27 protein-coding genes are annotated in these 23,670 nt (G+C 65.0%); 4 read left to right on the plus strand and 23 right to left on the minus strand.

Annotation, left to right across the window (positions count from 1 at the left end):
* Positions 1–92 precede the first annotated feature (92 nt).
* On the plus strand, positions 93–512 hold the full coding sequence (locus tag CH296_RS24250; RefSeq protein ID WP_032398357.1) for a lipopolysaccharide assembly LapA domain-containing protein: 420 nt from the start codon (positions 93–95) through the stop codon (positions 510–512).
* Positions 513–618: 106 nt separating this feature from the next.
* Positions 619–1,461 carry a CoA ester lyase gene (locus CH296_RS24255; protein ID WP_094648093.1) on the plus strand — a complete coding sequence of 281 codons (843 nt, stop codon included), beginning with the start codon at positions 619–621 and terminating at the stop codon, positions 1,459–1,461.
* 44 nt (positions 1,462–1,505) lie between these two features.
* Here CH296_RS24255 and CH296_RS24260 read toward each other — a convergent pair whose 3' ends face one another.
* The 6 genes from CH296_RS24260 to rpsB all read right to left on the minus strand — a co-directional run bounded on the left by CH296_RS24260 (position 1,506) and on the right by rpsB (position 6,589).
* Positions 1,506–2,204, minus strand: coding sequence for a class I SAM-dependent methyltransferase (locus tag CH296_RS24260; protein WP_256980575.1), 699 nt, complete (start codon positions 2,202–2,204; stop codon positions 1,506–1,508).
* A 38-nt stretch (positions 2,205–2,242) separates the two neighbouring features.
* Positions 2,243–3,157: a phosphatidate cytidylyltransferase gene (locus CH296_RS24265; protein ID WP_094685868.1), complete on the minus strand. Its 915-nt coding sequence runs from the start codon at positions 3,155–3,157 to the stop codon at positions 2,243–2,245.
* A gap of 37 nt (positions 3,158–3,194) precedes the next feature.
* Positions 3,195–3,752: a ribosome recycling factor gene (frr, locus tag CH296_RS24270; RefSeq protein ID WP_032397809.1), complete on the minus strand. Its 558-nt coding sequence runs from the start codon at positions 3,750–3,752 to the stop codon at positions 3,195–3,197.
* Between the two features lie 55 nt (positions 3,753–3,807).
* Positions 3,808–4,536, minus strand: coding sequence for a UMP kinase (gene pyrH / locus CH296_RS24275; protein WP_032397808.1), 729 nt, complete (start codon positions 4,534–4,536; stop codon positions 3,808–3,810).
* A 177-nt stretch (positions 4,537–4,713) separates the two neighbouring features.
* Positions 4,714–5,538, minus strand: a complete 825-nt coding sequence (gene tsf, locus CH296_RS24280; protein ID WP_032397807.1) for a translation elongation factor Ts — start codon at positions 5,536–5,538, stop codon at positions 4,714–4,716.
* 160 nt (positions 5,539–5,698) lie between these two features.
* Complete coding sequence (rpsB, locus tag CH296_RS24285) at positions 5,699–6,589, minus strand: 30S ribosomal protein S2 (RefSeq protein ID WP_032397806.1); 891 nt, start codon at positions 6,587–6,589, stop codon at positions 5,699–5,701.
* Between the two features lie 345 nt (positions 6,590–6,934).
* On the opposite strand from rpsB, the gene CH296_RS24290 reads away from it, so the two are divergent.
* Positions 6,935–7,441, plus strand: a complete 507-nt coding sequence (locus tag CH296_RS24290; protein ID WP_094631784.1) for a M23 family metallopeptidase — start codon at positions 6,935–6,937, stop codon at positions 7,439–7,441.
* 3 nt (positions 7,442–7,444) lie between these two features.
* Here the strand turns inward: CH296_RS24290 and CH296_RS24295 are convergent, their stop codons facing one another.
* From CH296_RS24295 to CH296_RS24355, 13 genes are all read right to left on the minus strand, one after another.
* Complete coding sequence (locus CH296_RS24295) at positions 7,445–8,623, minus strand: MinD/ParA family protein (protein ID WP_373557301.1); 1,179 nt, start codon at positions 8,621–8,623, stop codon at positions 7,445–7,447.
* A 208-nt stretch (positions 8,624–8,831) separates the two neighbouring features.
* Positions 8,832–9,758: a tyrosine recombinase XerC gene (locus CH296_RS24300; protein ID WP_032397804.1), complete on the minus strand. Its 927-nt coding sequence runs from the start codon at positions 9,756–9,758 to the stop codon at positions 8,832–8,834.
* Between the two features lie 69 nt (positions 9,759–9,827).
* Complete coding sequence (locus CH296_RS24305) at positions 9,828–10,610, minus strand: siderophore-interacting protein (protein WP_032397803.1); 783 nt, start codon at positions 10,608–10,610, stop codon at positions 9,828–9,830.
* A 95-nt stretch (positions 10,611–10,705) separates the two neighbouring features.
* The gene (dprA, locus tag CH296_RS24310; protein WP_094631786.1) at positions 10,706–11,827 is read right to left on the minus strand and encodes a DNA-processing protein DprA; all 1,122 of its coding nucleotides are present in this window, start codon (positions 11,825–11,827) and stop codon (positions 10,706–10,708) included.
* Positions 11,824–13,329: a YifB family Mg chelatase-like AAA ATPase gene (locus tag CH296_RS24315; RefSeq protein ID WP_094685869.1), complete on the minus strand. Its 1,506-nt coding sequence runs from the start codon at positions 13,327–13,329 to the stop codon at positions 11,824–11,826. Before CH296_RS24315 ends, dprA begins: the two co-directional genes overlap by 4 nt.
* Positions 13,329–13,685, minus strand: a complete 357-nt coding sequence (locus CH296_RS24320) for a YraN family protein (RefSeq protein WP_094657250.1) — start codon at positions 13,683–13,685, stop codon at positions 13,329–13,331. The genes CH296_RS24315 and CH296_RS24320 overlap by 1 nt, the downstream gene beginning before the upstream one ends.
* Positions 13,686–14,019: 334 nt before the next feature.
* Positions 14,020–14,361 (minus strand): Lsr2 family protein, encoded by a 342-nt coding sequence (locus CH296_RS24325; protein ID WP_094657011.1) that lies wholly within the window; start codon positions 14,359–14,361, stop codon positions 14,020–14,022.
* A gap of 427 nt (positions 14,362–14,788) precedes the next feature.
* Positions 14,789–15,094, minus strand: a complete 306-nt coding sequence (locus tag CH296_RS24330) for a DUF2469 domain-containing protein (protein ID WP_008717288.1) — start codon at positions 15,092–15,094, stop codon at positions 14,789–14,791.
* A gap of 37 nt (positions 15,095–15,131) precedes the next feature.
* Entirely contained in the window at positions 15,132–15,893 is a 762-nt protein-coding gene (locus tag CH296_RS24335) for a ribonuclease HII (protein WP_082073708.1), read from the minus strand.
* Positions 15,890–16,666: a signal peptidase I gene (lepB, locus tag CH296_RS24340; RefSeq protein WP_032397798.1), complete on the minus strand. Its 777-nt coding sequence runs from the start codon at positions 16,664–16,666 to the stop codon at positions 15,890–15,892. Before lepB ends, CH296_RS24335 begins: the two co-directional genes overlap by 4 nt.
* A 184-nt stretch (positions 16,667–16,850) precedes the next feature.
* Complete coding sequence (rplS, locus tag CH296_RS24345) at positions 16,851–17,192, minus strand: 50S ribosomal protein L19 (RefSeq protein ID WP_027496692.1); 342 nt, start codon at positions 17,190–17,192, stop codon at positions 16,851–16,853.
* Positions 17,193–17,324: 132 nt separating this feature from the next.
* Positions 17,325–18,179 (minus strand): hypothetical protein, encoded by an 855-nt coding sequence (locus CH296_RS24350; RefSeq protein WP_094685968.1) that lies wholly within the window; start codon positions 18,177–18,179, stop codon positions 17,325–17,327.
* A 107-nt stretch (positions 18,180–18,286) separates the two neighbouring features.
* Positions 18,287–20,641 carry a Tex family protein gene (locus tag CH296_RS24355; RefSeq protein WP_179275654.1) on the minus strand — a complete coding sequence of 785 codons (2,355 nt, stop codon included), beginning with the start codon at positions 20,639–20,641 and terminating at the stop codon, positions 18,287–18,289.
* Positions 20,642–20,709: 68 nt separating this feature from the next.
* Here CH296_RS24355 and CH296_RS24360 point away from each other — a divergent pair, with 68 nt between their 5' ends.
* The gene (locus tag CH296_RS24360) at positions 20,710–21,663 is read left to right on the plus strand and encodes a serine hydrolase (protein WP_094631787.1); all 954 of its coding nucleotides are present in this window, start codon (positions 20,710–20,712) and stop codon (positions 21,661–21,663) included.
* 5 nt (positions 21,664–21,668) lie between these two features.
* On the opposite strand, the gene trmD is transcribed toward CH296_RS24360, so the two are convergent.
* The 4 genes from trmD to rpsP are packed head-to-tail and all read right to left on the minus strand — an operon-like array spanning position 21,669 to position 23,625.
* A complete protein-coding gene (trmD, locus tag CH296_RS24365; RefSeq protein WP_032397795.1) occupies positions 21,669–22,349 on the minus strand; it encodes a tRNA (guanosine(37)-N1)-methyltransferase TrmD in 681 nt (226 codons plus the stop codon).
* A gap of 3 nt (positions 22,350–22,352) precedes the next feature.
* Positions 22,353–22,895 carry a ribosome maturation factor RimM gene (rimM, locus tag CH296_RS24370; RefSeq protein WP_045195597.1) on the minus strand — a complete coding sequence of 181 codons (543 nt, stop codon included), beginning with the start codon at positions 22,893–22,895 and terminating at the stop codon, positions 22,353–22,355.
* Positions 22,896–22,909: 14 nt separating this feature from the next.
* On the minus strand, positions 22,910–23,152 hold the full coding sequence (locus CH296_RS24375) for an RNA-binding protein (RefSeq protein ID WP_027496687.1): 243 nt from the start codon (positions 23,150–23,152) through the stop codon (positions 22,910–22,912).
* Positions 23,149–23,625 carry a 30S ribosomal protein S16 gene (gene rpsP / locus CH296_RS24380; protein WP_032397793.1) on the minus strand — a complete coding sequence of 159 codons (477 nt, stop codon included), beginning with the start codon at positions 23,623–23,625 and terminating at the stop codon, positions 23,149–23,151. Before rpsP ends, CH296_RS24375 begins: the two co-directional genes overlap by 4 nt.
* Positions 23,626–23,670: the final 45 nt, after the last annotated feature.

The raw sequence follows: 23,670 nt of genomic DNA on the forward strand, positions 1-23,670 counted from the left end.
TTCGCGCCGGTTTCCGTCCGTTACCCGATGGGTATCGAGGTCGTGGCCGGATGCGCGTGCATTCGGCCTTCACGTGCGGAAGGATCATCGACATGGCCACCAGAGCTGACGACAGTCACGAGACATCGCTGGACAAATCAGGCGCGGTTCATCCCGGCGACCACAGCGCCTCGGGTGACCTCGCGCCCATCACGACGCCGGATTCGGACGGTCGTTCGGCACCGGATCCGGAGTTCGCCCCGGAGCCCCAGGCAAGCACTTCGACCGACGTCGCTCACACCCGCACCGCTGCGCTGTGGACCGGCCTGGTGGTCGGAGCCGTTGTCCTGGTCGTTCTGCTCGTCTTCATCGTGCAGAATCTCGACTCCGTCACCGTCCAGATCTTCGCCTGGCAGCTCGATCTGCCACTGGGCATCAGCATGCTGCTGGCAGCGATCGCAGGCGCACTGGTGATGGCGATGGTCGGCGGAGCGCGAATCCTTCAGGTCAGACGCGCAGCGAAGAAGAAGTAGCGGCACGGACCGTGAACACTATGCACAGAAGGTGGCGCTGATCGACTGAATCGATCAGGATTTCGGGTGCCCCACTTCACTCGAGGAGCATGACGTGACAACTTTCATGGAGACACCCGTGGCATCCGGCGTTGCCCCCGACCGCGCACGGTCCTGGCTGCTCGTACCGGCCACCAAGCCCGAAACCTTCGGCGACGCCGTCGCGTCGGGAGTCGATGCAGTCATCCTCGACATCGAAGACGCAGTCGCTCCGGCCAAGAAGCCGGCCGCGCGCGAGGCCGTCGTTCGATGGCTCCGTGAAGGTAACTCGGCGTGGGTCCGCATCAACGACGCCACGACCTCGTACTGGGCCGACGATCTCGCCGCATTGTCCGGCCTGCCCGGACTGGTCGGAGTCATGCTCGCGAAGACCGAGAGTGGTGGCCAGGTCGAGGCCACAGCTGCTCGCCTGGCACCCGGCACCCCGATCCTGGCACTGGTGGAGTCGGCGATGGGCCTCGAAGCCGCCACGGAGATCGCCCGCGCGGATTCGACGTTCCGACTCGCATTCGGTAGCGGGGACTTCCGCCGCGACACCGGCATGAGTGACGACCCCCTGGCGATGGCGTACCCGCGTTCGCGCCTGGTCGTCTCCTCACGCGCAGCGCGCATTCCGGGACCGATCGACGGACCGACGCTGACGGCCAACGACAGCATCCTCGGACGCGATGCCGCGCTGACCCTGTCCATGGGCATGACGGGCAAGTTGTGCATGCATTCGGAGCAGGCTGCCATCGTCAACCGCGAGCTCGCCCCGTCACCGACGGATGTGTCGTGGGCCCGTGACGTCATCGATGCCCTCGGTGCCGACGGAGCGCACGTCAAGGACGGAAGCGACCTTCCGCGTCTGGCGAAAGCACTCAAGATCAACGAGTTGGCCGAGATCTTCGGGATCTCCGCCGCTTCCTGACAACGCCCGCGGTCGAGGTGCTTCGGCCGAATCCGACCGGCTCGTTACCGAACCTCGATTCCGGTCGGCTTGTATCGGACGTGCACTCGATACCGCACGTCGAACGAGACACCGTCCACCGACTTCACCGCATCGCGCGCAACGCGTGGCCCGAACTCGATTCCCAGCACGTCGCGCAGTATGCGTCGGTTCGGAAACGTCCACCTCGTGTCGACGCGGGTGAGCGCGAAACCCTGTGCTTCGAAGAACGCCTCGACCGTCGACGGGTCGTAGTGCGGTAGGTCCGCCCGCATCCAGTCCCCGTACGGCGAAGCGGTCGCGTCCAGATCCACCACGACCAGCGCTCCGCCCGGTCGGAGTACTCGCATGGCGTCGACGATTCCCGGCCCACAGCCCGGTCCGAAGAAGTACGCGGTGCGCGCATGGACGACGTCCACGGAGCCGTCGCCGATCGGGAGTGAATCCGCCCGCGCAGTCTTCACCTCGACGTTCGGCAGGCCCGCGACTCGCCTTCTCGCCGCGTCGGCCAGTGGTTCGTTCGGCTCGATGCCCAGCACCCGTTCGGCGTCGGCCGCGAACACCGGAAGATGAAAGCCGCTTCCGCAGCCGACGTCGACGACCGTCCTCGCTGTCCAGTCCGCTACCGACCTGATCGCATCGAACACAGCACCGTCGACGTCCTGAGCGCGGTTCTCCGCCTCGTACAGGTGCGGCCAATTCCAGATGTTCGGGCTGGGAATCACCCCGGTGACATCACTGCGCACGCCGGACAGCAGTCCGCTCAGAGGAGCACGGTGAACACGAGCCATGCCACGAAAGCCGAGGGCAGCAGCGAATCGAGCCTGTCCATGATGCCGCCGTGGCCGGGCAGCAGCGTGCCCATGTCCTTGATGCGAAGATCACGCTTGACCTGCGACTCGATCAGATCGCCCAACGTGCCGGTCACCACGAGCACCACACCGAGAAGGATGCCGATCAGCGAGTTGGCCTCGAGAATGAGCGTGACGGTCAGCAGACATCCGATGATGCAGAAGATGAGAGACCCGACGAGCCCTTCCCAGGACTTCTTCGGGCTGATGGCCGGTGCCATCGGGTGCTTTCCGAACAACACACCGGCGATGTAACCGCCGACATCCGAACAGACGACTCCGATCACGAACACCAGGATGCGTCCTGCGCCGTTGTCCTGCAGCACCATCAGAACGGCGAACGAGGCCAGGAGTGGCAGCCAACAGGCCACCAGGACGGTCACGGAGAGTTCTTCGAGGTAGTTCTTCGGGGCTGTGCCGAATCCTTGGCGCAGCAGCAGCCACACCATGCAGACCACGATGGTGCCGACCGCGGCACTGAGTACGCCGACCGCCCCGAACGGCCAGCCCAGCCAGATCATGGCCTGCCCGCCGAGAATCAGTGGGACGCGCGGAACCAGCACACCGCCCTCACGCAGGCGCTTGGACACCTCGTACGTCGCGACGGCCAACGCAACCGCAACGACCCCGATCCACACCAGCGGGACGAACACGAGCACGAGAATCAACCCGATACCCAAACTGCCGCCGACGCCGATCGCGGCAGGCAGATTACGGCCGGCTTTCCCGGCGGACTTCGCTGCGGCGACACCGGACGAGGCTGCGGGCGTACCGCTGCCCTCCTGCCGATCCGGTCCCACCACTGTCGTCATCTCCTCGAAATTCATCGTCGTCCGTCTCGAAAAAGCAGCTGTCGAGGTCGAGTCAGACCTCCATCAGCTCGCCCTCTTTGCGCTTGACGAGTTCGTCCACGGAGGCGGTGTACTTCGCAGTGGTCTTGTCCAGATCGTTCTCGGCGCGGACGACCTCGTCCTCGCCTGCCTCGCCGTCCTTCTGGATCCGCTTGAGCTCTTCCATCGTCTTTCGGCGGACGTTGCGAATCGACACCTTTGCGTCCTCGCCCTTGCCCTTGGCCTGCTTGACGAATTCGCGGCGACGTTCTTCGGTGAGCTGCGGAACTCCGATCCGAATGAGGTTGCCGTCGTTGGTGGGATTGACGCCGAGGTCGGAGTTGCGAATAGCGGTCTCGATGGGTCCGAGCTGACTGGACTCGTACGGCTTGATGACCACCAGGCGCGCTTCGGGGACGCTGATACTGGCCAGCTGAGTGATCGGCGTCGGAGCACCGTAGTACTCGATGACGATGCGAGAGAACATTCCGGGGTTGGCACGTCCGGTGCGAATCGAGGACAGATCGTCACGCGCAACCGATACGGCCTTTTCCATCTTCTCTTCGGCATCGAAGAGAGCTTCGTCAATCACGATCTGTCCTCCATCGTCTTCGTCTTCGATTCGCTCGCGTCACCGTCGGCAACGATCACGACGTGACCAGCGTGCCGATCTTCTCACCGGACACAGCGCGAGCAATATTTCCCTGAATCAGCAAATTGAACACCAGCATCGGCATCTGATTGTCCATGCACAGACTGAAGGCCGTCGCGTCGGCAACCTTGAGTCCCTGTTCGATGGCCTCGCGATGCGTGATGGTGTCGAACATCGTCGCATCGGGATCGAGGCGCGGATCGGCCGAGTACACGCCGTCGACTGCCTTGGCCATCAACAACACCTCGGCACCGATTTCCAGGGCGCGCTGCGCAGCGGTGGTGTCGGTGGAGAAGTACGGCATGCCCATGCCGGCTCCGAAGATCACCACGCGCCCCTTCTCCAGGTGTCGTCGCGCGCGAAGCGGAAGGTACGGCTCGGCGACCTGACCCATCGTGATCGCCGTCTGTACCCTGGTGGCGACGCCCTGCTTCTCCAGAAAGTCTTGCAGCGCAAGACAATTCATGACGGTGCCGAGCATGCCCATGTAGTCCGAGCGAGACCGGTCCATGCCGCGCTGCTGCAGTTCCGCACCACGGAAGAAATTGCCACCACCGATCACCACGGCGACCTGAACCCCGGTGGCCACCACCTCGGCGATCTGTTCGGCAACGTTGTTCACGACATCCGGATCGAGACCGACCTGGCCGCCTCCGAACATCTCCCCACCCAGTTTGAGCATCACGCGGCGGAACCCGGGACGGTCAGGGGCCGGATCGGTCATAGCTCTCCTCGGTACTCGTCGAACACTACGGTTTCCTCTTGGATCATCCTGCCCTATCGAGGCCCGGGCGATGGACAGGGCTCCTGCATGCACACCCACCTGCCCCGCGCACGAGCGATGCCGCCCACTCGATGGAATCGAATGAACGGCATCGCCTCGACCGAACCGGTACGCAGACTAGCTGGCACCGACCTCGAACCGTGAGAAGCGCGTGATGGTCACGCCGGCCTCGTCGAGAATGGCCTTGACGGTCTTGTTGCCGTCCTGCACCGACTTCTGCTCGGTGAGAACGACGTCCTTGAAGAATCCGTTGACGCGACCTTCGACGATCTTCGGCAGCGCCTGCTCCGGCTTGCCTTCTTCGCGAGCGGTCTCCTCGGCGATGCGACGCTCGGCGGCAACGAGATCCTCGGGGACCTCGTCGCGCGTGACGTACTTGGCCTTGAGGGCCGCGATCTGCATCGCGGCAGCACGCGCAGCATCGCCCGCGGCATCGCCGTCACCGGTGTACTCGACCAGCACGCCGACGGCAGGCGGCAGGTCCGCGCTGCGCTTGTGCAGGTACGTCGCGGTGTTGCCGTCGTAGGACACGACGCGGCGCAGTTCGAGCTTCTCGCCGATCTTGGCCGACAGCTCGTTCAGAGCCGTCTCGACGGTCTTGCCGTTCAGGTCGAGCGCCTTGAGGGCGTCGACGTCGGCAGGCTTGCCTGCTGCAGCCGTCGACGCGACGGACGCGGCGAACGTCTGGAACTCGTCGTTCTTGGCCACGAAGTCGGTTTCGGAGTTGATCTCCACGAGCACTCCACCCTCGGCGACGACGAGGCCTTCGGCGGTGTTGCGCTCGGCGCGCTTGCCGACGTCCTTGGCACCCTTGATACGCAGGTACTCGACGGCCTTGTCGTAGTCGCCGTCGTTCTCGGCGAGCGCGTTCTTGCAGTCCATCATTCCGGAGCCGGTGAGCTCACGGAGCCGCTTGACGTCGGCGGCAGTGTAGTTCGCCATCGTGGGCGAGCCTCCTCAAAAGTCTGGGTACGGGCGTTGACGAAAAATGCTGTTCTCAGGGCGTGATCGACGAGCTCGCAACTGAGCCGGACCGATCACAACCCTGACATACCGAAGCGGCCCCGGCCCACCCCTGAGGGTGAACCGGGACCGAATTCGATCAAGCCTGAGCGGCCGGTGCTTCTTCTGCAGCCGGTGCTTCTTCTGCTGCCGGTGCGTCGGCGGCCGGAGCCTCTGCTGCCGGGGCGTCCGCTGCGGGAGCGTCGGCTGCCGGTGAAGCCTGTGCGAGCTGCTCGAGCTCCCACTCGGCGAGGGGCTCGCCTGCGCCGACCTCGGGCTTGGCGTCGGACGCGGTGTTCTGACCCGCGCGAGCCTGCACACCCTCGGCCACTGCGGATGCAACGACCTTGGTCAGCAGCGCTGCGGAACGAATGGCGTCGTCGTTGCCCGGGATCGGGTAGTCGACCACGTCGGGATCGCAGTTGGTGTCGAGGATCGCGATGACCGGGATCTTCAGCTTGCGCGCCTCGCCGACGGCGATGTGCTCCTTGTTGGTGTCGACGATCCAGATGGCCGAGGGAACCTTGGCCATGTCCCGGATACCACCGAGGGTGCGGTCCAGCTTGGTCATCTCACGCGTGAGCATGAGGATTTCCTTCTTGGTGCGACCCTCGAAGCCACCGGTCTGCTCCATGGCCTCGAGCTCCTTGAGGCGGAGCAGACGCTTGTGGACCGTCTGGAAGTTGGTGAGCATGCCACCGAGCCAGCGCTGGTTCACGTAGGGCATACCCACGCGAGTTGCTTCAGCGGCGATGGACTCCTGCGCCTGCTTCTTGGTACCGACGAACAGAACCGTGCCACCGTGGGCGACGGTCTCCTTGACGAACTCGTAGGCCTTGTCGATGAAGGTCAGAGTCTGCTGCAAGTCGATGATGTAGATGCCGTTGCGGTCGGTGAAGATGAATCGCTTCATCTTCGGGTTCCAGCGACGGGTCTGGTGTCCGAAGTGTGTGCCGCTGTCGAGCAGCTGCTTCATTGTTACTACAGCCATGGCTGAAGAACTCTCTTTCGATGGTGCGGTTGACGCAGAGTGTCGGTGACCTCTGCCCTGGCGGCCGCTGAAGTTGCCGGACCCGACATCACGAAGATCTCGGGACCGCCGACAACCGGTTCTCGTATCGTCGATTCTGCGCAAGGCAGACGATGCGATGGAAGCGGACGCGCGAAGTCGACCCGTGCACGCACAGGCCGCAGTACGAGTGTAGACCTGCCAACGCCCCCGTCATAACCAGGCCCGTCTGTCAAGAGTTTCCGAGACCTGTGGACAAAGAAATCCCTTGTCCACAAATCTCCTCCGCGGTCGTTCGGTCGGCCCGATCCAGGAGATGGTCGACGGGTGAACGTCTGCCTCCCGCGCCGCACTTTCGCGGTGTGCCTCGCGACCGCGGTTGCACTCTCGACGCCGGTCGCATCGGCACAGCAGGGCGCATTCGCCTGGCCGCTGCAGCCGAGGCCGCAGGTCGTCACCCCCTTCGACCGCCCGGAACAGAATTGGCTGCCCGGCCATCGCGGTGTCGACCTCGCCGCACCGGAAGGCCGATCGGTACTGGCCGTCGCCGACGGCACCGTGGTGTTCGCCGGGTCGGTCGCGGGAAAGCCCGTCGTATCGGTGGATCATCCGGGCGGACTGAGATCGACGTACGAACCGGTGGTGGCCTCGGTTGCCGCCGGCGCGCGTGTTCGGCGAGGGACCGTGCTGGGTTCGTTGGCGTCGGGGCACGAGAGCTGTCCGTCGACGTGCCTGCACTGGGGCGTCAGACGTGGCCGCGAGTATCTCGATCCCACGGCGTTGGTGCGCGTGAGTCCGATCAGGTTGAAACCGCTCGACGAGGACGGCAGATGATCGTCAGCGCTGTGGGCCGGAGTGTCTGCCGGACGCCGCGGGAAAGTCGTCGGCCACCATGGCAGCGAGTTCGACGAACGCGCTTCGAGTCTGGGGACGCAACTGGTCCAGATCGACCACGGCTCCCTCTGCGAGGTGTTCGTCGAACGGAACCACCAGCACGGCGCGACAGCGCTCGAGGAAGTGCTGCTGCAACAAGTTCATGTCCACCGCCGACGAACCCGGGCGAACCGAGCTGATCACCACCACGGTGCGCTCGACCAGATGGCCGTAGCCGTGCAGCTCCAGCCAGTCCAGCGTCGCGGCAGCACTGCGAGCACCGTCGACCGCAGGCGAGCTGACCAGAACCAGCGCGTTCGCCAGTTGCAGCACCCCGTTCATCGCCGAGTGCATGATCCCGGTACCGCAATCGGTCAGGATCAGGTTGTAGTACACCTGCAGCATGTCGATGACGGCGCGGTAGTCCTGCTCGCCGAACATCTCCGACGCGGCGGGGTCACGTTCGCCGGCCAACACCTCGAGTCGACTCGGTGCCTGCGAGGTGTGCTCGCGGATGTCGGAGTAGCGACGAATGTGCGGTGCCGCGGCCAGCAGATCTCGCACGGTCGACGACGTCTGACGCGGAACTCGCTCCCCCAGAGTGCCGAAGTCGGGATTTGCGTCGACGGCGATGACGCAATCTCCGCGCAGCGATGCGAAAGTCGAGCCGAGGCCCAGCGTGGTCGTCGTCTTGCCGACACCACCCTTGAGCGAGAGGAACGCGATCCGGTAGTCGCCGAGCACCGGCTGCCGAATGCGTTCGACCTGGTTTCGGTACCGCTCTTCGGCCGTCGATTCTCCGGGGCTGATGACCCCGCCCGTGAGCCGGTGCACCCCGCGCCGCCAGCCCGAGCTCGACGCTCGCTTGGGGCGCTTGAGCAACGAATCCGCGCCCAGCTCCTGACTGTTGGGGCGGTAGGCGTTGGGCGCTCCCGACCACGGTTGCGGCGACCATCGATCGGGCTGCGTTCGCGCATCCTCTGTGTACGGCGGCGCCGGCAGATACCGGTCCGGCTGCACGGCCGGTGGCCCGGGCTCGAGCGGCACGGGAGGGTTGTACCGCGGCGGCAGGGGCTGCCGGTCGCCGGAGTCGGGTGTCTGCCACGGTGGTGGCTGCCGAGGAGTCGAGCGAGGTGCGGACATCGAATCCGACGATACGGGCCTGTCGCCGGTGTCGCGTGCGTCGTCCGACCGACCGTCGGGACTCCGTCGGTCGGCGGAAGAGCCGTTACGGACATGCATGGACCACGTCTCCGAAGTACCTTGCGGTCGGTCGCGGTCCACGGTCCCCCGTATTCGGTGTCGTCAGTCGGACACGACGCTACCAAACGTTGTGCCGCCGACGCTCGGCTCAGGCTCGGGGATGCGCCTGATCGTGCACGGCCCGCAACCGTTCGACCGACACGTGAGTGTAGATCTGGGTGGTCGCCAACGACGCGTGACCGAGCAGCTCCTGCACCACTCTCAGATCGGCTCCTCCCTCGAGGAGGTGAGTTGCCGCGGTGTGACGTAGGCCGTGCGGACCGAGGCTGGGACCACCGGGGACGGTCTCGAGTACCGCGTGCACCGCCGTTCTGGCCTGCCGTTGATCGAGCCGTCCACCTCGACGTCCCAGCAGCAGGGCCGCACCGGATCGATCACAGACCAGTTCGGGTCTGCCGCTGACCAGCCAGTTCTCGATTGCATGTGCCGCCGGCGCACCGTACGGAGCCGAGCGTTCCTTGTTGCCCTTGCCAATGACGCGGATCAGGCGGCGATCGGTGTCCACGTCGTCGACGTCGAGGCCGCACAGCTCCCCCACCCGCACTCCGGTCGCGTACAGCAGTTCCACGATGGCCCTGTCCCGCAGCGCGATGGGATCGAGCTCCGCGGCACCCGATTCGGCAGCGGCCAAGGCCTGCGCCGCCTGGCTGTGGCGAAGAACACCGGGCAATGTGCGATGGCCGGCCGGGCCGGCCAGGCGTTCCGCCGGTGCTGCTGTCACCGCTCCCACCCGCTCGAGCCACTTCCCGAAGGTCCTCGCCGACGAGGTTCGCCTCGCCATCGACGTTCTGGCCGAGCCGGCTGCAGAGTGCGTGGCCAACCACGAACGCACCGCGCGGAGGTCGAGGTCGGCGATGCTCGCATCCGGAGAGGACTCCGCGAAGTGCGCGAGCAAGGAACGCGCATCGGAGACGTATGCCCGGATGGTGTGCTCCGATCGCTCTCGACCGAGTCGCAGGTGCTCGGCGAATTCCTCGACGTGAATCTCGAGGTGCGGCGGCAGCGAATCGGTCATCGACTCAGCTTGAGCGCCCGCAGGCCGGGCGACAACCGGACACGCCGTCGGAGGTGGTTCGTCGTGGGATCAGGCGTCGACTGCGGATTCGGCCTGTGCGAGTTCGCGCTTCCACACTCGGAACGTCTCCTCGGTTCGGCCGCGACGCCAGTAACCCGAGATCGAGGCCCATTCGGCACCGACCCCCCGCTCCTTGCGGATGTAGGGCCGGATGTTGTGCATGACGGCCTGCGCTTCTCCGTGCACGAAGACCTGCGCCTGCCCGGGCAGCCATTCCGTTTCCTTCACCGCTGCGATCAACGGCGCATTGTCTCCGGCCCGGTCGTCTCCGACCTCGTTCGAGGACGCACCTCGGTGGACCCAGGTCACATCCACGACGGCGAGCGTCTCCATGTAGATCTCGTCGTGCCGGTCGGCAACTTCGATGAAAACCTTGGCGACGGCGTCTTCCGGAAGCGCCTCGACGGCAGCCGAGATCGCCGGAATCGCCGATTCGTCGCCGGCGAACAGATGCCAGTCCGCGTCGGGGCGCGGGGCGTACCCACCGGACGGGCCGTAGAACGACATCTCGTCTCCCGGCTTCGCCCGAGTGGCCCACGGCCCGGCGACTCCTTCGTCGCCGTGCACCACGAAATCTATGGCGATCTCCCGCGCGCCGGTGTCGACCGACCGAACGGTGTACGTGCGCATGATCGGTTCGTCGTCGGTCCCGAAGAACAACTTGACGTAGGCGTCGGTCTCGTCGATCGCATCGAAATCGTCGAAGTTGGCCCCACCCAGGTAGACCCGGTGCATGTGCGGGGTGAGCGCTTCGGTGCGCAGGACGGACAGGGTGGTTTTCTTGCGTGGCACTTCGGACCCCTCTTCGAGCGAACGACGCCGATACCCGATGCATCGACTAAGCATTACCTAACACCCTACCGTTCGGGCTCGAGGTCGTGGTGCGCTCATCCACGCACCACGCGGAACCATCCGGTCTCGTCGCTGGCCACGAATCCGTCCATCTCCAGTACCGGCAGGGATGCACGCACCTTGCTCAGCGGCACACCGGAGTGCTCGGACAACTCTCGACTCGACAACGATCCGGTCGCCGGCAACGCGTCGTAGATCAACAGGGCGGTGTCCGAGAGCGCATCGGTCTCGCGAAAGAGCTCGGGCCGAGACTCCTCGGGCGACCCGAGTACGCCCGCCTCGGCGACCACGTCGTGAGAGCTCGACACGAGCACGGCCTCGCCCTCTCGGATCATGCGATGACAACCCGTCGAGGTGGGTGAGGTGACCGGACCGGGTACCGCGAGCACCGGACGGCCCAGTTTGGCTGCCCACGCCGCCGTGTTGCGTGCACCGCTGCGCCACCCGGCCTCGACGACCACCACAGCCGATCCGAGTGCCGCGACGAGCCTGTTGCGAGCGAGGAAGCGATGCTTCGCCGGGGTCGTGCCCGGCGCATACTCGCTGAGAACCAGTCCGTGAGCAGCGATCTGCCGCAACAGCCGCGAATGGCCCGCTGGATACGCACGATCGACGCCACAGGCGAGTACCGCCATCGTCGTTCCCTCGACTCCGAGGGCCGCTCGATGTGCCGCGGCATCGATGCCGAAAGCCGCTCCCGAGATGACGGTCCAGCCGTCGAGCGCCAGATCGGACGATATCTCCGCCGTCACATGATCACCGTAGGGACTCGATGCGCGTGTCCCCACGATGGACACCGATCGCTCGGTGATCGTCGCGACCGGACGAGTTCCCAGCGCCCACAATGCAATCGGTGGACAGGTGTCCACCCCTGCGGTCATACCCGGTCCGTCGAATCCGAGGAAGCGCCACGCCGGCCACTCGTCGTCGTCCGGGGTGATCAATCGGCCTCCGAGCGCAGCGATGTGATCGAGGTCTGCTGCCGCGGTGTCGAGGTGTGCGCGAACCGCGAGCCGCTCCCCCAGCCCACCGGCCCGCACCGCTGCTGCCGTCGATTCGGGACCGTGAGCTGCAGCATGATCGACCACCGGTCGATGCGGGCCCTGCGCCACGCGGGAGAGATACGCCCAGGCCAGTCGTCGCGAGTCGTGTGTCATGCCACTCCCCTGTCCCTGAAGTCCAACGCGGCTCCTACCTCGTCGGCACCGGGGACCGCGCCGCCGGCGAGATCGTTCAGCGTCCACGCCACCCGAATGGCTCGGTCTGCGCCGCGCGCGGTGAGCGATCCGTTGCGCAACGCCCGCTCGACCGGAGCGAGTGTCGAGCGCGCCAATCGAAATCGTTGGCGCAGAGCGGGTCCCGGCACCTCCGCATTGGTCCTCCACCCGAACTCCCGCCACCGCTCCGCAGCGGCGTCCCTGGCCCCGGTCACGCGTGCGCGTATCTCGCTCGTACCCTCCCCCACGTCGTCGACCAGTGCGCCCGTCGCCACACCCATCATCTGAATGCGCAGATCGACACGGTCGAGCAACGGCCCGGACAGCTTGCCGAGATACTTGCGCCGCGCTATTGGCGGGCAGACACAGTCCACTTGTCGCGCCGGCGCACACGGGCACGGATTGGCTGCGAGAACCAACTGAAATCTGGCCGGGTACCTGGCAACACCGTCACGGCGAGCAATGCGAATCTCACCGTCCTCCAACGGAGTACGCAATGCCTCTAGTACTCGAACGCTCATCTCGGCGCACTCGTCCAGGAACAGGACTCCCCGATGTGCTCGGCTGACCGCTCCCGGTTTGGCCATTCCGGTTCCGCCCCCGACCAAGGCACTCACCGAGGTCGAATGATGTGGCGCGATGAACGGCGGCGACGTGATCAGAGGCCGCGCCGTGGTCAACAGACCCGCCACCGAGTGAATGGCGGTCACTTCGAGCGCTTCCGATTCGGTCAGCGGCGGGAGAATTCCCGGAAGCCGTTGCGCGAGCATCGTTTTTCCTATTCCCGGCGGCCCGGTCAGCATGATGTGATGCGCGCCCGCAGCGGCGACTTCCAGGGCCCATCGCGCGTCGGCCTGTCCGGCGACATCACTGAGATCCGGGTAGGCCTGCTCGTGCCATTCGGTCGGTACGGGCGACTCGAGGGCCTGCTTACCACGAAGCCACGCCACCACGTCCCCGAGCGAACCCGCACCCAGCACCTCGATTCCGTCCACCAGACCCGCCTCGGGTAGGCACTGCAGCGGGACGACCACCCGCTGCCACCCCGCACTCTTGACCGCGAGCACCCCGGGGAGGACCCCGCGAACTGCGCGCAGCCTGCCATCGAGTGCCAACTCACCCAGAAATACGGTGTCGGACAGGCATCCGCGCGGAATCGCCTTCGCGGCATCGAGAACCGACAACGCGAGCGCAAGGTCGTACACCGATCCGCCCTTGGGCAACGTCGCGGGTGACAGCGCGAGAATCACCCGACTGTCCGGCCAGGTGCCACCCGAATTCTTCACGGCGGCTTTCACGCGATCACGCGATTCGTTGAGAGCAGTGTCGGGCAACCCGACCAGATGCGTACCGGGCAGGCCCTGCCCGACATCTGCTTCGATTTCCACCAGCACACCATCGACCCCGTTGACCGCCACCGAATGCGCTCTCCCGAGCGGCATCAGAATGCCGACCGAACGTGCGTGATGACCGGTTCGTCGTGCGGACCGACCACTATCGCGATCACGTCGAAGCGGATCTGCACCCACGGTCCCTGCTGCAGAGAAAGCCACCGCAGCGCGAGCCCTCTGATCCGCGTCCGTTTCGCGTACGTCACCGCTTCGGCGGGCGTTCCGTATCCGATTCCCGATCGGGTCTTCACTTCGACGAACACCACTGTCTCGCCCTCGCGCGCAATGATGTCGAGTTCACCGGTTCGATGCCGCCAGTTCCGCTCGACCACATCCAGGCCGATGTCTTCGAGATAGCGCACCGCGAGTTCCTCACCGCGCGCACCGAGTTCCTGGTTGGTTGCCATGTCCGCCATTCCTCCACTCTCCGACCGCGCAATGCGGTCGATTCGGTCGTCTCGACGGTGGCACGACCCGGAAGAGCAATAGCGAAGAAAGCGCAGGTGGACGATTGCCCTGTGGACAACTGTTCGGCTGGGGAACAACGGTCCGATCATCAGCGGCGATTCGCCCACTGTGTCGGACGGCCGTGCTAGGACTCGAGCACGGCCGAGAACAGACCCGACAAGCAAAAAGCTCCGTCCGGATTCGGACGGAGCTGATGCGGTGTATCGGTACGACGGCGAAAGTACCGATACGAAAACGGTGCCGAGACCTCGCGACTCGGTTCGAGAAGAACGGTCAGTGAGCAGCCTCGTAGGCCGCCTGCACATCCTGGCTGATGCGCCCACGGGCACTGACCTCGTGGCCGTTCTCGCGTGCCCACGCTCGAATGTCCTGCAGATCGACCTTGCCGCGAACCGGTGCTGCAGCGCCGCCCTTACGGGTGCGGCGGCCGGAAATCTTCTCGGCATGCTCGATCCAGAATGCCAACTGTTCGTGCAATTCGTTCGCATGCTTGAGATTCAAATCGATGCGGTACTGGTTTCCACCGATGCCGAATTCGATGGATTCACCTTGGCCTTCTTTGATGACCGAACCGTCTACATCGTCGATCATCTGCACAAGTGTCTTGCGTGCCATCTCGTACCTCTTACACGTCTGGGGGATGTGATATTCAAGTTCTACCACCCATTCTCGTTTTCACGCAAAGAACTGCAAGCGTTTCGCGACGTGTCGAATCGACGAATATCGGTGCAGAAATTCGACGGCTTTTCGAGTGAGTAATCGCTGATATCGAATAACCCTGTTGCGCAATCGTTTTCACCTGCACTACCCACCTGCACCGTTCGAAGCAGAACAAATCTTCGGGACATCGAACACAGAAACAGAACATGCGGACCGATTTGGCCGGGTGTCCAGCTTTTCGTCCGGCAATACGATCGGAACTTCGACGACCGATTCGAATCAGGCGGTTCGCAGCCCGTCCCTCCGAGCCGGATGTGCGGCACGTCCACTCGAGCCCGATGTTCGGGCGGCTCGGCCACGCCGCACCGTCGGACGAGGAGAACTATTCCGGCAGGCGAAGATCTGGCTTGTCCAACTCTTCGATGTTGACGTCCTTGAAGGTGATCACGCGGACATGCTTGACGAATCGGGCGGGGCGATACATGTCCCACACCCACGAGTCGGACATTCGCAATTCGAAGTAGATTTCACCGTCGGCGTTGTGCGGAATGAGTTCGACGGAGTTCGCCAGATAGAACCGACGCTCGGTTTCGACGACGTAGTTGAACTGACCCACGATGTCCCGGTACTCGCGATACAGCGAGAGCTCCATCTCGGTTTCGTACTTTTCGAGATCTTCGGCACTCATCGGTTTCTTTCATCCTCCAGTCGGGCGTGAACTGCAATCATCGCGTACCGGCGTCGCCGCAGTCCATTCGCCCCAGGGCGTCGACGGCGTCACGAGAGAGCCCTGCGGCCGCCGCTGCGACGTTCGCGTAGGACATTCGATGTTCGCAGCTCGGGCCGAGGGCGATCATCGCGGCGGAATGTGCGCGCGTGCTGTACCCCTTGTGCACGGCGAATCCGTAGCCGGGAATCGACTCGTCCATCTTCACCATCGATCGATCCCGAGAGACTTTCGCCAGCACGCTCGCCGCGGCGATGCACGCCGCGGTGGCGTCGCCGCCGATCACCGGTAACGACGGAACCGGAAGACCGGGTACTCGAAAGCCGTCGGTGAGTACGTAGCCCGGGGTCATGCCGAGCCCGGCAACCGCGCGTCGCATTCCCTCGATGTTCGCCACGTGGACTCCGATGCGGTCGATCTCGGCCGCATCGATCGACACCACGCTCCATGCCAGTGCCAGCCTCTGGATCTTGGGAAAGAGTTCCTCGCGTCGTCGCTCGGTCAGCTTCTTCGAGTCGTCCAGGTCCGCGAGAGCGGCATGAGCCCGCGCACCGAGAACACACGCCGCAACGGTCAGTGGACCGGCGCATGCTCCTCGTCCCGCCTCGTCCACTCCAGCGACCGGTCCGAGACCGTTGCGCTCGAGCGCGGATTCCATCGTCCGTAGGCCTGCCGCTCGGCGGATGACCGGACGCGGCGGCCACGACGACCGAGTCAGGGTTGCGCGCGCACGCGGCGCACGCCTGGGGGTTGAAGTCATCGACCTTGGATGTCAGGAGAATCCAGGATGCCGGTTCGTGACGGCGGCAGCGCGATGAACACGGCCTTACCGATCACGTTGTCGAGGGGAACGGTGCCGGTGAGCTCGTCGGTGACGTGATACCGGGAATCCCGCGAGTTGCTCCTGTTGTCACCCATGACCCAGATGTTGCCCTCCGGCACGGTGACGGGGTCGAAGCACCGTCCGGACTTCAACTCGGTGTCGCACGTCATCGTCCCCGGGGTGAACGGGAAATCCATCTGGATGTACGGCTCGTCCAACGGCTGTCCGTCGACGAGGACTCGACCCTGGTCGTCGCAGCATTCGACGGTCTGACCGCCGGTGGCGATGACGCGCTTGACCAGATCGTTCTCGTCGGGAGCGACTACGCCGATCAGCGAGCCGACTTCCTGTGCTCCCCGAATCACCGCGTTGTCGGACCGTTGTGACACGAATTCGTCGTTCCACGAATCCGGGCCGCGGAAGACGACGATGTCGCCGGGCTTCGGGTCGCCGAACCGGTATCCGATCTTCTCCACCACGATGCGGTCACCGGTGCAGCCGGTGCAGCCGTGCAGGGTCGGCTCCATCGATTCGGACGGGATCAGATAGACCCGGGCAACGAATGTCTGGAGCAGAAAACTCAGTACCAGCGCTACCAGAATGAGAATGGGAAGCTCACGCCAGAACGATCGGGGCTTGCGTTCCCGACGCTTCTTCCGTGAAGACTCGTCGTCGGGCTCGTCGGTTGGATCCTGTGGGGACTGCGTCACGTGATCAGGTTAGCCGGAACCGTCGCCCGCACGGCCGGACGGTGTGCGCATGGGCGGTTCGCGGCTGTCGATCCGCTCGCCGGCCGGGAGAAACGTGGGACGGCAGCGGGTGGAAAGCACCATGCCGCGTCGCCCTGACGGGCAACGCGGCATGGTGTGAACTGAAGTGTCCGGGCGGAACCGGTCAGCGCTTTTCCTTGATCTTGGCGGCCTTGCCACGCAGATCGCGGAGGTAGTAGAGCTTGGCGCGGCGGACGTCACCACGGGTGAGGACCTCGAACTGCGCGATGTTGGGGCTGTGCACCGGGAAGGTGCGCTCGACGCCGACGCCGAACGAGACCTTGCGGACCGTGAACGTTTCGCGAACGCCACCGCCCTGACGTCGGATGACGACGCCCTTGAAGATCTGAATGCGCTCCTTCGAGCCTTCGATGACCTTGACGTGCACGTTCAGCGTGTCGCCGGGGCGGAAATCGGGGATGTCGCTACGCAGCGACTGATTGTCGAGAAAGTCCAGAGTGTTCATCGGTTGTGCCATCCTTGCGTTCTGCGCATGAGTAGAGGAACCGAGCGGCTCGCTGATGCAACGGCTCGACTGGTTCGTACTCCGAGTGAGGTCCGTGCCTGCTAGAGGCAACCCGACCATTGTGCCAGACCATCAGGCGTTCGACGAAATCGGCGCTTCGCGGCCCGCAACCGTCCCGCTCGCCATCGGCGCAGGTAGAACCGTCCGCGCCAATTCATCCTCGGTGGCCTCACGTGCATGCACGATGCTCGGCTTCCCGGCGATCGCGTCCTGGAGATAGATCTTGGCCCGGATGATCGGTCGTCGCCACCGCTTCTCTCGGCGCAGAGCGCGTTCCATCTTCTTAGGCCTGGTGGTGTAGCGCCACCTCGCCCACGGTGCGCTCGGCCTGCTCAACCGCACTGCGGCCAGAACGAGGATCGGCAGGACGAACAGCCCGAGCAGTCCGGTCCAGATCTTGCCCTTGAGCAGAACGATGACACCGAGCGCGAGATTGGCCAGGGCCAACACCGCCAGGGTGCCACGCACCCACGGGTCGGGATCGGCCCGGAAGTCGGCCGGGCTGAGCAACTCCAGGGGGTGGTAGCCGAGCAGCAGCAGGCCGGTGAACGCCACTGCCGCGAACACGGCGTCGACCGACGTGCGGCCCTGTTCGGACCAGTAGACATCACGGAGATAGAAGATCAACGCGAACTCGTCGAGGACGAGAGCGGCGCCGATGCCGAAGATAGCCGCCAACGCCGCGCCGACCGGCTCGGAACCGTCGACGTACACCGCGATCAAGCCGATCCCCGCCAGCAGCATCAGCACGATTCCGAACACGACGTGGTGGATGTGCTGACCCCCGGGCGTGATGTTTCCCGGCCACCATTTCACGTCTGCGCGAATCATTCTGACGCTGAGGCGGATCAGGAGGAACCCCGCCAACAGCCCCAGCAGGAAACACAGCAGCGGCAGGCGGCCGTGATCGATGACCCCGTGTTGCAACCACCTCACGTGTGCCTCACGTCCTTCCTGCCGAACGACCGGTGATCGCGTTTCACCCTATTCGCGTCCGGGACCACCCAGGGCAGCATCGACCGAGGAACCGTTCGCTATTTTCCGAATCCCGCCTTCCGCAACGCGTCGGCCATGGAACCGGCAGCCGGTGTCGCCGCACCGGCGCCCCCGGCCGTACGACGATCCCGTTGCGGGCGTGCGTCTCGTCCGCGGCCGGCCTGATGCGCGCCCGCGCCCCGCCCCTGGCCTCGCGGACGGTCACCCTGCTGTCCGCGGTTGGCGTCCTTGCCGCCGGACGCGCCGGGTTCGTCGTCCAGCCGCAGACTCAGACCGATGCGCTGACGGGGGATGTCGACCTCCATCACCTTGACGCGAACGACGTCACCGGACTTGACGACCTCACGCGGGTCCTTGACGAAGTTGTGCGACATCGCCGAGACGTGCACGAGCCCGTCCTGATGCACACCGACGTCGACGAACGCCCCGAACGCCGCCACGTTGGTCACGACTCCCTCGAGCGTCATGCCGGGCACCAGGTCGGCGACCTTCTCGATACCGGCGGCGAAGGTCGCGGTCTTGAACTCCGGACGTGGATCGCGGCCCGGCTTCTCGAGTTCGGAGATGATGTCGGTGACGGTGGGCAGACCGAATCGGTCGTCGGCGAATTCGGCGGGGTCGAGCCCGCGCAGCAGTGCTGTGTTGCCGATGACCTCGCGCACCCCGACGCCGGCCTTGCCGACGATGCGCCGCACGACGGGATATGCCTCCGGGTGAACACTCGACCGGTCCAGTGGATCCTCTCCCCCGGAGATGCGGAGGAATCCGGCGCACTGCTCGAAAGCTTTGGGCCCCAAGCGCGGAACGTCTTTGAGTGTGCTGCGGCTGGAGAACGGACCGTTCTGGTCACGGTGTGCCACGATGCTCTCGGCAAGAGAGCCGGCGATACCGGAGACCCGCGAGAGCAACGGTACCGACGCGGTGTTGACGTCGACGCCGACGGCGTTCACCGCGTCCTCGACGACGGCGCCGAGAGATCGGGCCAGCAGAGTTTCGGAGATGTCGTGCTGGTACTGCCCGACGCCGATGGACTTCGGATCGATCTTGACCAGCTCGGCCAGCGGATCCTGCAACCTGCGGGCGATCGAGACGGCACCGCGGATCGACACGTCCAGTTCGGGCAGCTCGCTCGAGGCATACGCGGAGGCGGAGTACACCGACGCTCCGGCCTCGGACACCACCACCTTGGTCAGGTTGGCGGCAGGGAACTTGGCGATCAATTCTGCTGCCAGCGAGTCGGTTTCACGCGATGCGGTGCCGTTGCCGATGGCGATCAGTTCGACCTTGTGCTTGGCGGCGAGTCCGGCGAGGGTGGCCACCGCCTGATCCCACTTGCCCTGCGGTTTGTGCGGGTAGATGGTGTCGTGGTCGACGACCTTTCCGGTGGCGTCGACGATCGCGACCTTGGTGCCGGTACGGAAGCCCGGGTCCAGGCCCATCGTGGTGCGGTTGCCCGCGGGCGCGGCGAGCAGCAGGTCCTTGAGGTTGCTCGCGAACACGTCGACGGCGTCCTTCTCGGCCGATTGGCGCAGTCGCATGCGGGTATCGAGGGAGACGGTCACCAGCATCTTGGTACGCCACGCCCATCGGACGGTATCGAGCAGCCACTTGTCGGCGGGCCGTCCTCGATTCGCGATCCCGAACTTGGTAGCGATCCGACCCTCGTAGACGCTCGGGACGCCGGGGGTCGGTTCGTCTCGCTCGGGCTCGAAGCCGAGCGAGAGTACTTCTTCCTTCTCGCCTCTGAGCGTGGCGAGGATGCGGTGCGAGGGCAGGCTGGTGAACGGTTCCGAGAACTCGAAGTAATCGGAGAACTTGGCACCCTCTTCCTCCTTGCCCTTGCGAACGGACGCGACGAGCTTGCCGGACGTCCACATCAGTTCGCGCAGTTCACCCACCAGATCCGCGTCCTCGGCGAAACGCTCGACGAGAATCGCCCGCGCGCCGTCGAGTTGCTCCTGATCGAACTGGGCCGGGTCGGTGGTGGGGTCGGAGAACAGGGCGTCGGCGACGGGCTCGTGCCCGGCCTCCCGTGCGATCTGAGCCTTGGTTCGGCGCTTGGGCTTGAACGGCAGATAGATGTCCTCGACGCGAGCCTTGGTGTCGGCCAGCATCAACGACTGCTCGAGCGCTTCGTCGAGCTTGCCCTGCGAGCGGATGGACTCGATGACGGCGTCTCTGCGCTCGTCGAGCTCGCGCAGGTACCGCAGCCGCTCGTCGAGCTGACGCAGCTGCGTGTCGTCGAGGGTGCCGGTGACTTCCTTGCGGTAGCGCGCGATGAACGGGACCGTCGACCCGCCGTCGAGCAATTCCACGGCGGCACGAACCTGTTCTTCACGAACGTCGAGTTCTTCGGCTATGCGCTTGTTCACAGATTTCAGAGCAGTGGTCACGGCGATGGACCCTACCGCTACTGTGGGACGAGTCGGTCGGCGGTTCAACGTGTGGGAGAGTTTCGCGGATGGTCAGGTTGTCTCGATTCCTGGCTGCAGCCTGCGCCTCCCTGCTGCTGGTCGGCTGTTCGGTTCCTCCCGACGATCAGGTCGGTGACTCCGCGTCGAAGGAGACCGCCGAGACGTCGGCATCGCCCTTTCCCGATATGGACAAGGTCGACGGCGTCGCCCTCGAAGCTCGTATCCCGATGGCGATCGCGTCGGCCCGGGCCCGTGGCGCCGATGTGGATTTCGCGCTGTTGGATCGTCAGACGGGCTCCTACTACAGCAGCAATGCCGATGTTCAGGTCGAAACCGCGTCGGTGTCCAAGCTCTTCATCGCCGACGAGGTGTTGTTCCGAGCGCAGTCGGAGAACCGCCCGGTCTCCGCCGACGATCTGGCCACCATGACCAGCATGCTCGAGCTGTCCGACGACAACGCCGCGTACACGCTCTGGTACCGCTACGGCTCGTCCGACATCGTGCGCACGGTCGCAGCTCGCTACGGCCTGACGAGTACCACAGCTCCCGGCGACGACCAGTGGTACAACACCGAGACCACGCCCAGTGACCTGGTCGGTTACTACGCGGGGTTGCTGGGCGGCAGCGGCGGTTTGACGACTGCATCGACCGACGTGGTGATCGGAATGCTGCGGCGTTCGGCACCGATTGCCGCGGACGGCTACAAACAGCATTTCGGGATCGTCGACGGTCTTCCCGGAGAGAGCGTGCACGCTGTGAAACAGGGTTGGATGTGCTGCGTGTCCGATCGGTGGGTGCACCTGTCGACAGGCACGATCGGTGTCGACAACCGCTACGTTCTGGCTCTGTCCTCACGCGAGGACATCTTCTACGCGGACGACATGGAAAGCTATCCGGACACCGCCGTCGTCGACGTCAGCGACGACGCCAGCGCACTGCACGCAAGGGAAACTCTCACCGGATTCGTCTCGATGCTCTTTCCCGACGGCACCGTCAGCTGAATTCGTCAGTCCTGCAGCAGGTCCGGACGACGCTCGGCGGTCCTGTCCAATGATTGCTCTCGACGCCACGCTGCGATCTTCGCGTGATCACCCGAGAGCAGCACCGACGGAACGTCGAGATCGCGCCACCGAGCGGGACGCGTGTAGCTCGGCCCTTCGAGCAGACCGTCGGAGAACGAATCCTGCTGATGAGACTGTTGATTGCCCAGAACCCCCGGCATCAGTCGCACCACGGCCTCGGCCATGACGAGGACGGCCGCCTCGCCGCCGATGAGCACGTAATCGCCGATGCTGACTTCCTCGACACGCACGCGACGCGCGGCGTCGTCGAACACGCGTTGGTCGATGCCTTCGTATCGGCCGCAGGCGAATACGAGATGTTGCTCGGAGGACCATCGCTCGGCTGTCCGCTGGGTGAACGGCACGCCGGCCGGGGTCGGGACGACGAGGAGAGCATCGTCTGTGAGCACGTCGTCGAGTGCGTCGCCCCACACTGTCGGCTTCATGACCATTCCGGGCCCGCCGCCGTAGGGCGAATCGTCGACGGCCTTGTGCACATCGTGAGTCCACGACCGCAGATCGTGAACCTCGACCGAGACGAGGCCGCGGTCGATTGCTTTGCCCAGCAACGCAGTTCGGAGCGGCGTGAGGTATTCGGGAAAGATGGTGACGACGTCGAGGCGCACGATCTACTCCGGATCCAGCAGACCCTCGGGCGGATCGATCTCGATCGTCTTGTCGGCCAACGACACCGTCGTCACGATGGCCGCTACGAACGGCACGAGAATTTCGGCGCGGGTGGCTTCGCCGAAGCCCGGACTCGGCGTGATGGAGAGCAGCTCCCCCGCTGCGGAGTGGAGGACCTCGCGGACCGTTCCGACGACGGTGCCGTCGGTCAGGATCACCGTGAGGCCTTCGAGTTCGTGGTCGTAGTACTCGTCCGGATCGTCGGACGGCGGTAGGTCGGTGGATTCGACGACGAACAATATGCCGCGCAGTTGGTCAGCGGCAGTCTTGTCGTCGATACCGTTCAGACGCAGCAGAAGCCGTCCGGAGTGTTCCCGGACGGCTTCCACTGTGTACGAGGCCGGTTCCGCGTTCGATCGGGGCCTGCGGCCCGAGAGAACGGTTCCTTCGGCGAAGCGGTCGTCGGGGTTGTCGGTGCGAACCTCGACGACGACTTCGCCTTTGATGCCGTGCGACTTCGCGACACGGCCGATGACCAGCTCCATGATGGGTACGTGACCTACTGGTCCGTGTCGACCACGTCGACACGGATGCCGCGACCACCGATTCCCGAGACGAGCGTGCGCAGCGCCGTAGCGGTACGACCGCCACGGCCGATGACCTTGCCCAGATCGTCGGGGTGCACGTGGACTTCCACGGTGCGGCCACGACGGCCGGTGATCATCTCGACGCGAACGTCATCGGGATTGGCGACGATGCCGCGAACGAGATGTTCGACGGCATCGGCGACAACGGCACTCACTTCTCAGCAGCCTCGGCGGCCGGCGCGTCTGCCGTCTCGGTTGCTGCAGCGTCGGTGGTCTCCGCGGCGGCGTCGTCGGCCTTCGGAGCCTTCTTCTTCTTGGCGGTGGTGGCCTCGCCCTGCGGCTCGGAGTCGGCCTGCGCCAGCGCTGCGTTGAACAGGTCGAGCTTGGAGGGCTTGGGCTCGGCGACGCGGAGGGTTCCCTCGGCACCGGGGAGGCCCTTGAACTTCTGCCAGTCACCGGTGATCTTGAGCAGTGCCTCGACAGGCTCGGTCGGCTGTGCGCCGACGCCCAACCAGTACTGAGCCCGCTCGGAGTCGATCTCGATGACGCTGGGGTCCTGCTTGGGCTCGTACGTGCCGATGGTCTCGATCGCACGGCCGTTACGACGGGTGCGAGCATCGGAGATGACGACGCGGTAGTGCGGGGTGCGGATCTTGCCGATACGCATGAGCTTGATCTTGACAGCCATGTTCTGGTGGAGCCTTTCGAAAGTTGGTCACGGCGCAATTCAGCG

This window comes from Rhodococcus sp. 14-2496-1d (assembly GCF_002259365.1).
Lineage (GTDB): Bacteria > Actinomycetota > Actinomycetes > Mycobacteriales > Mycobacteriaceae > Rhodococcoides.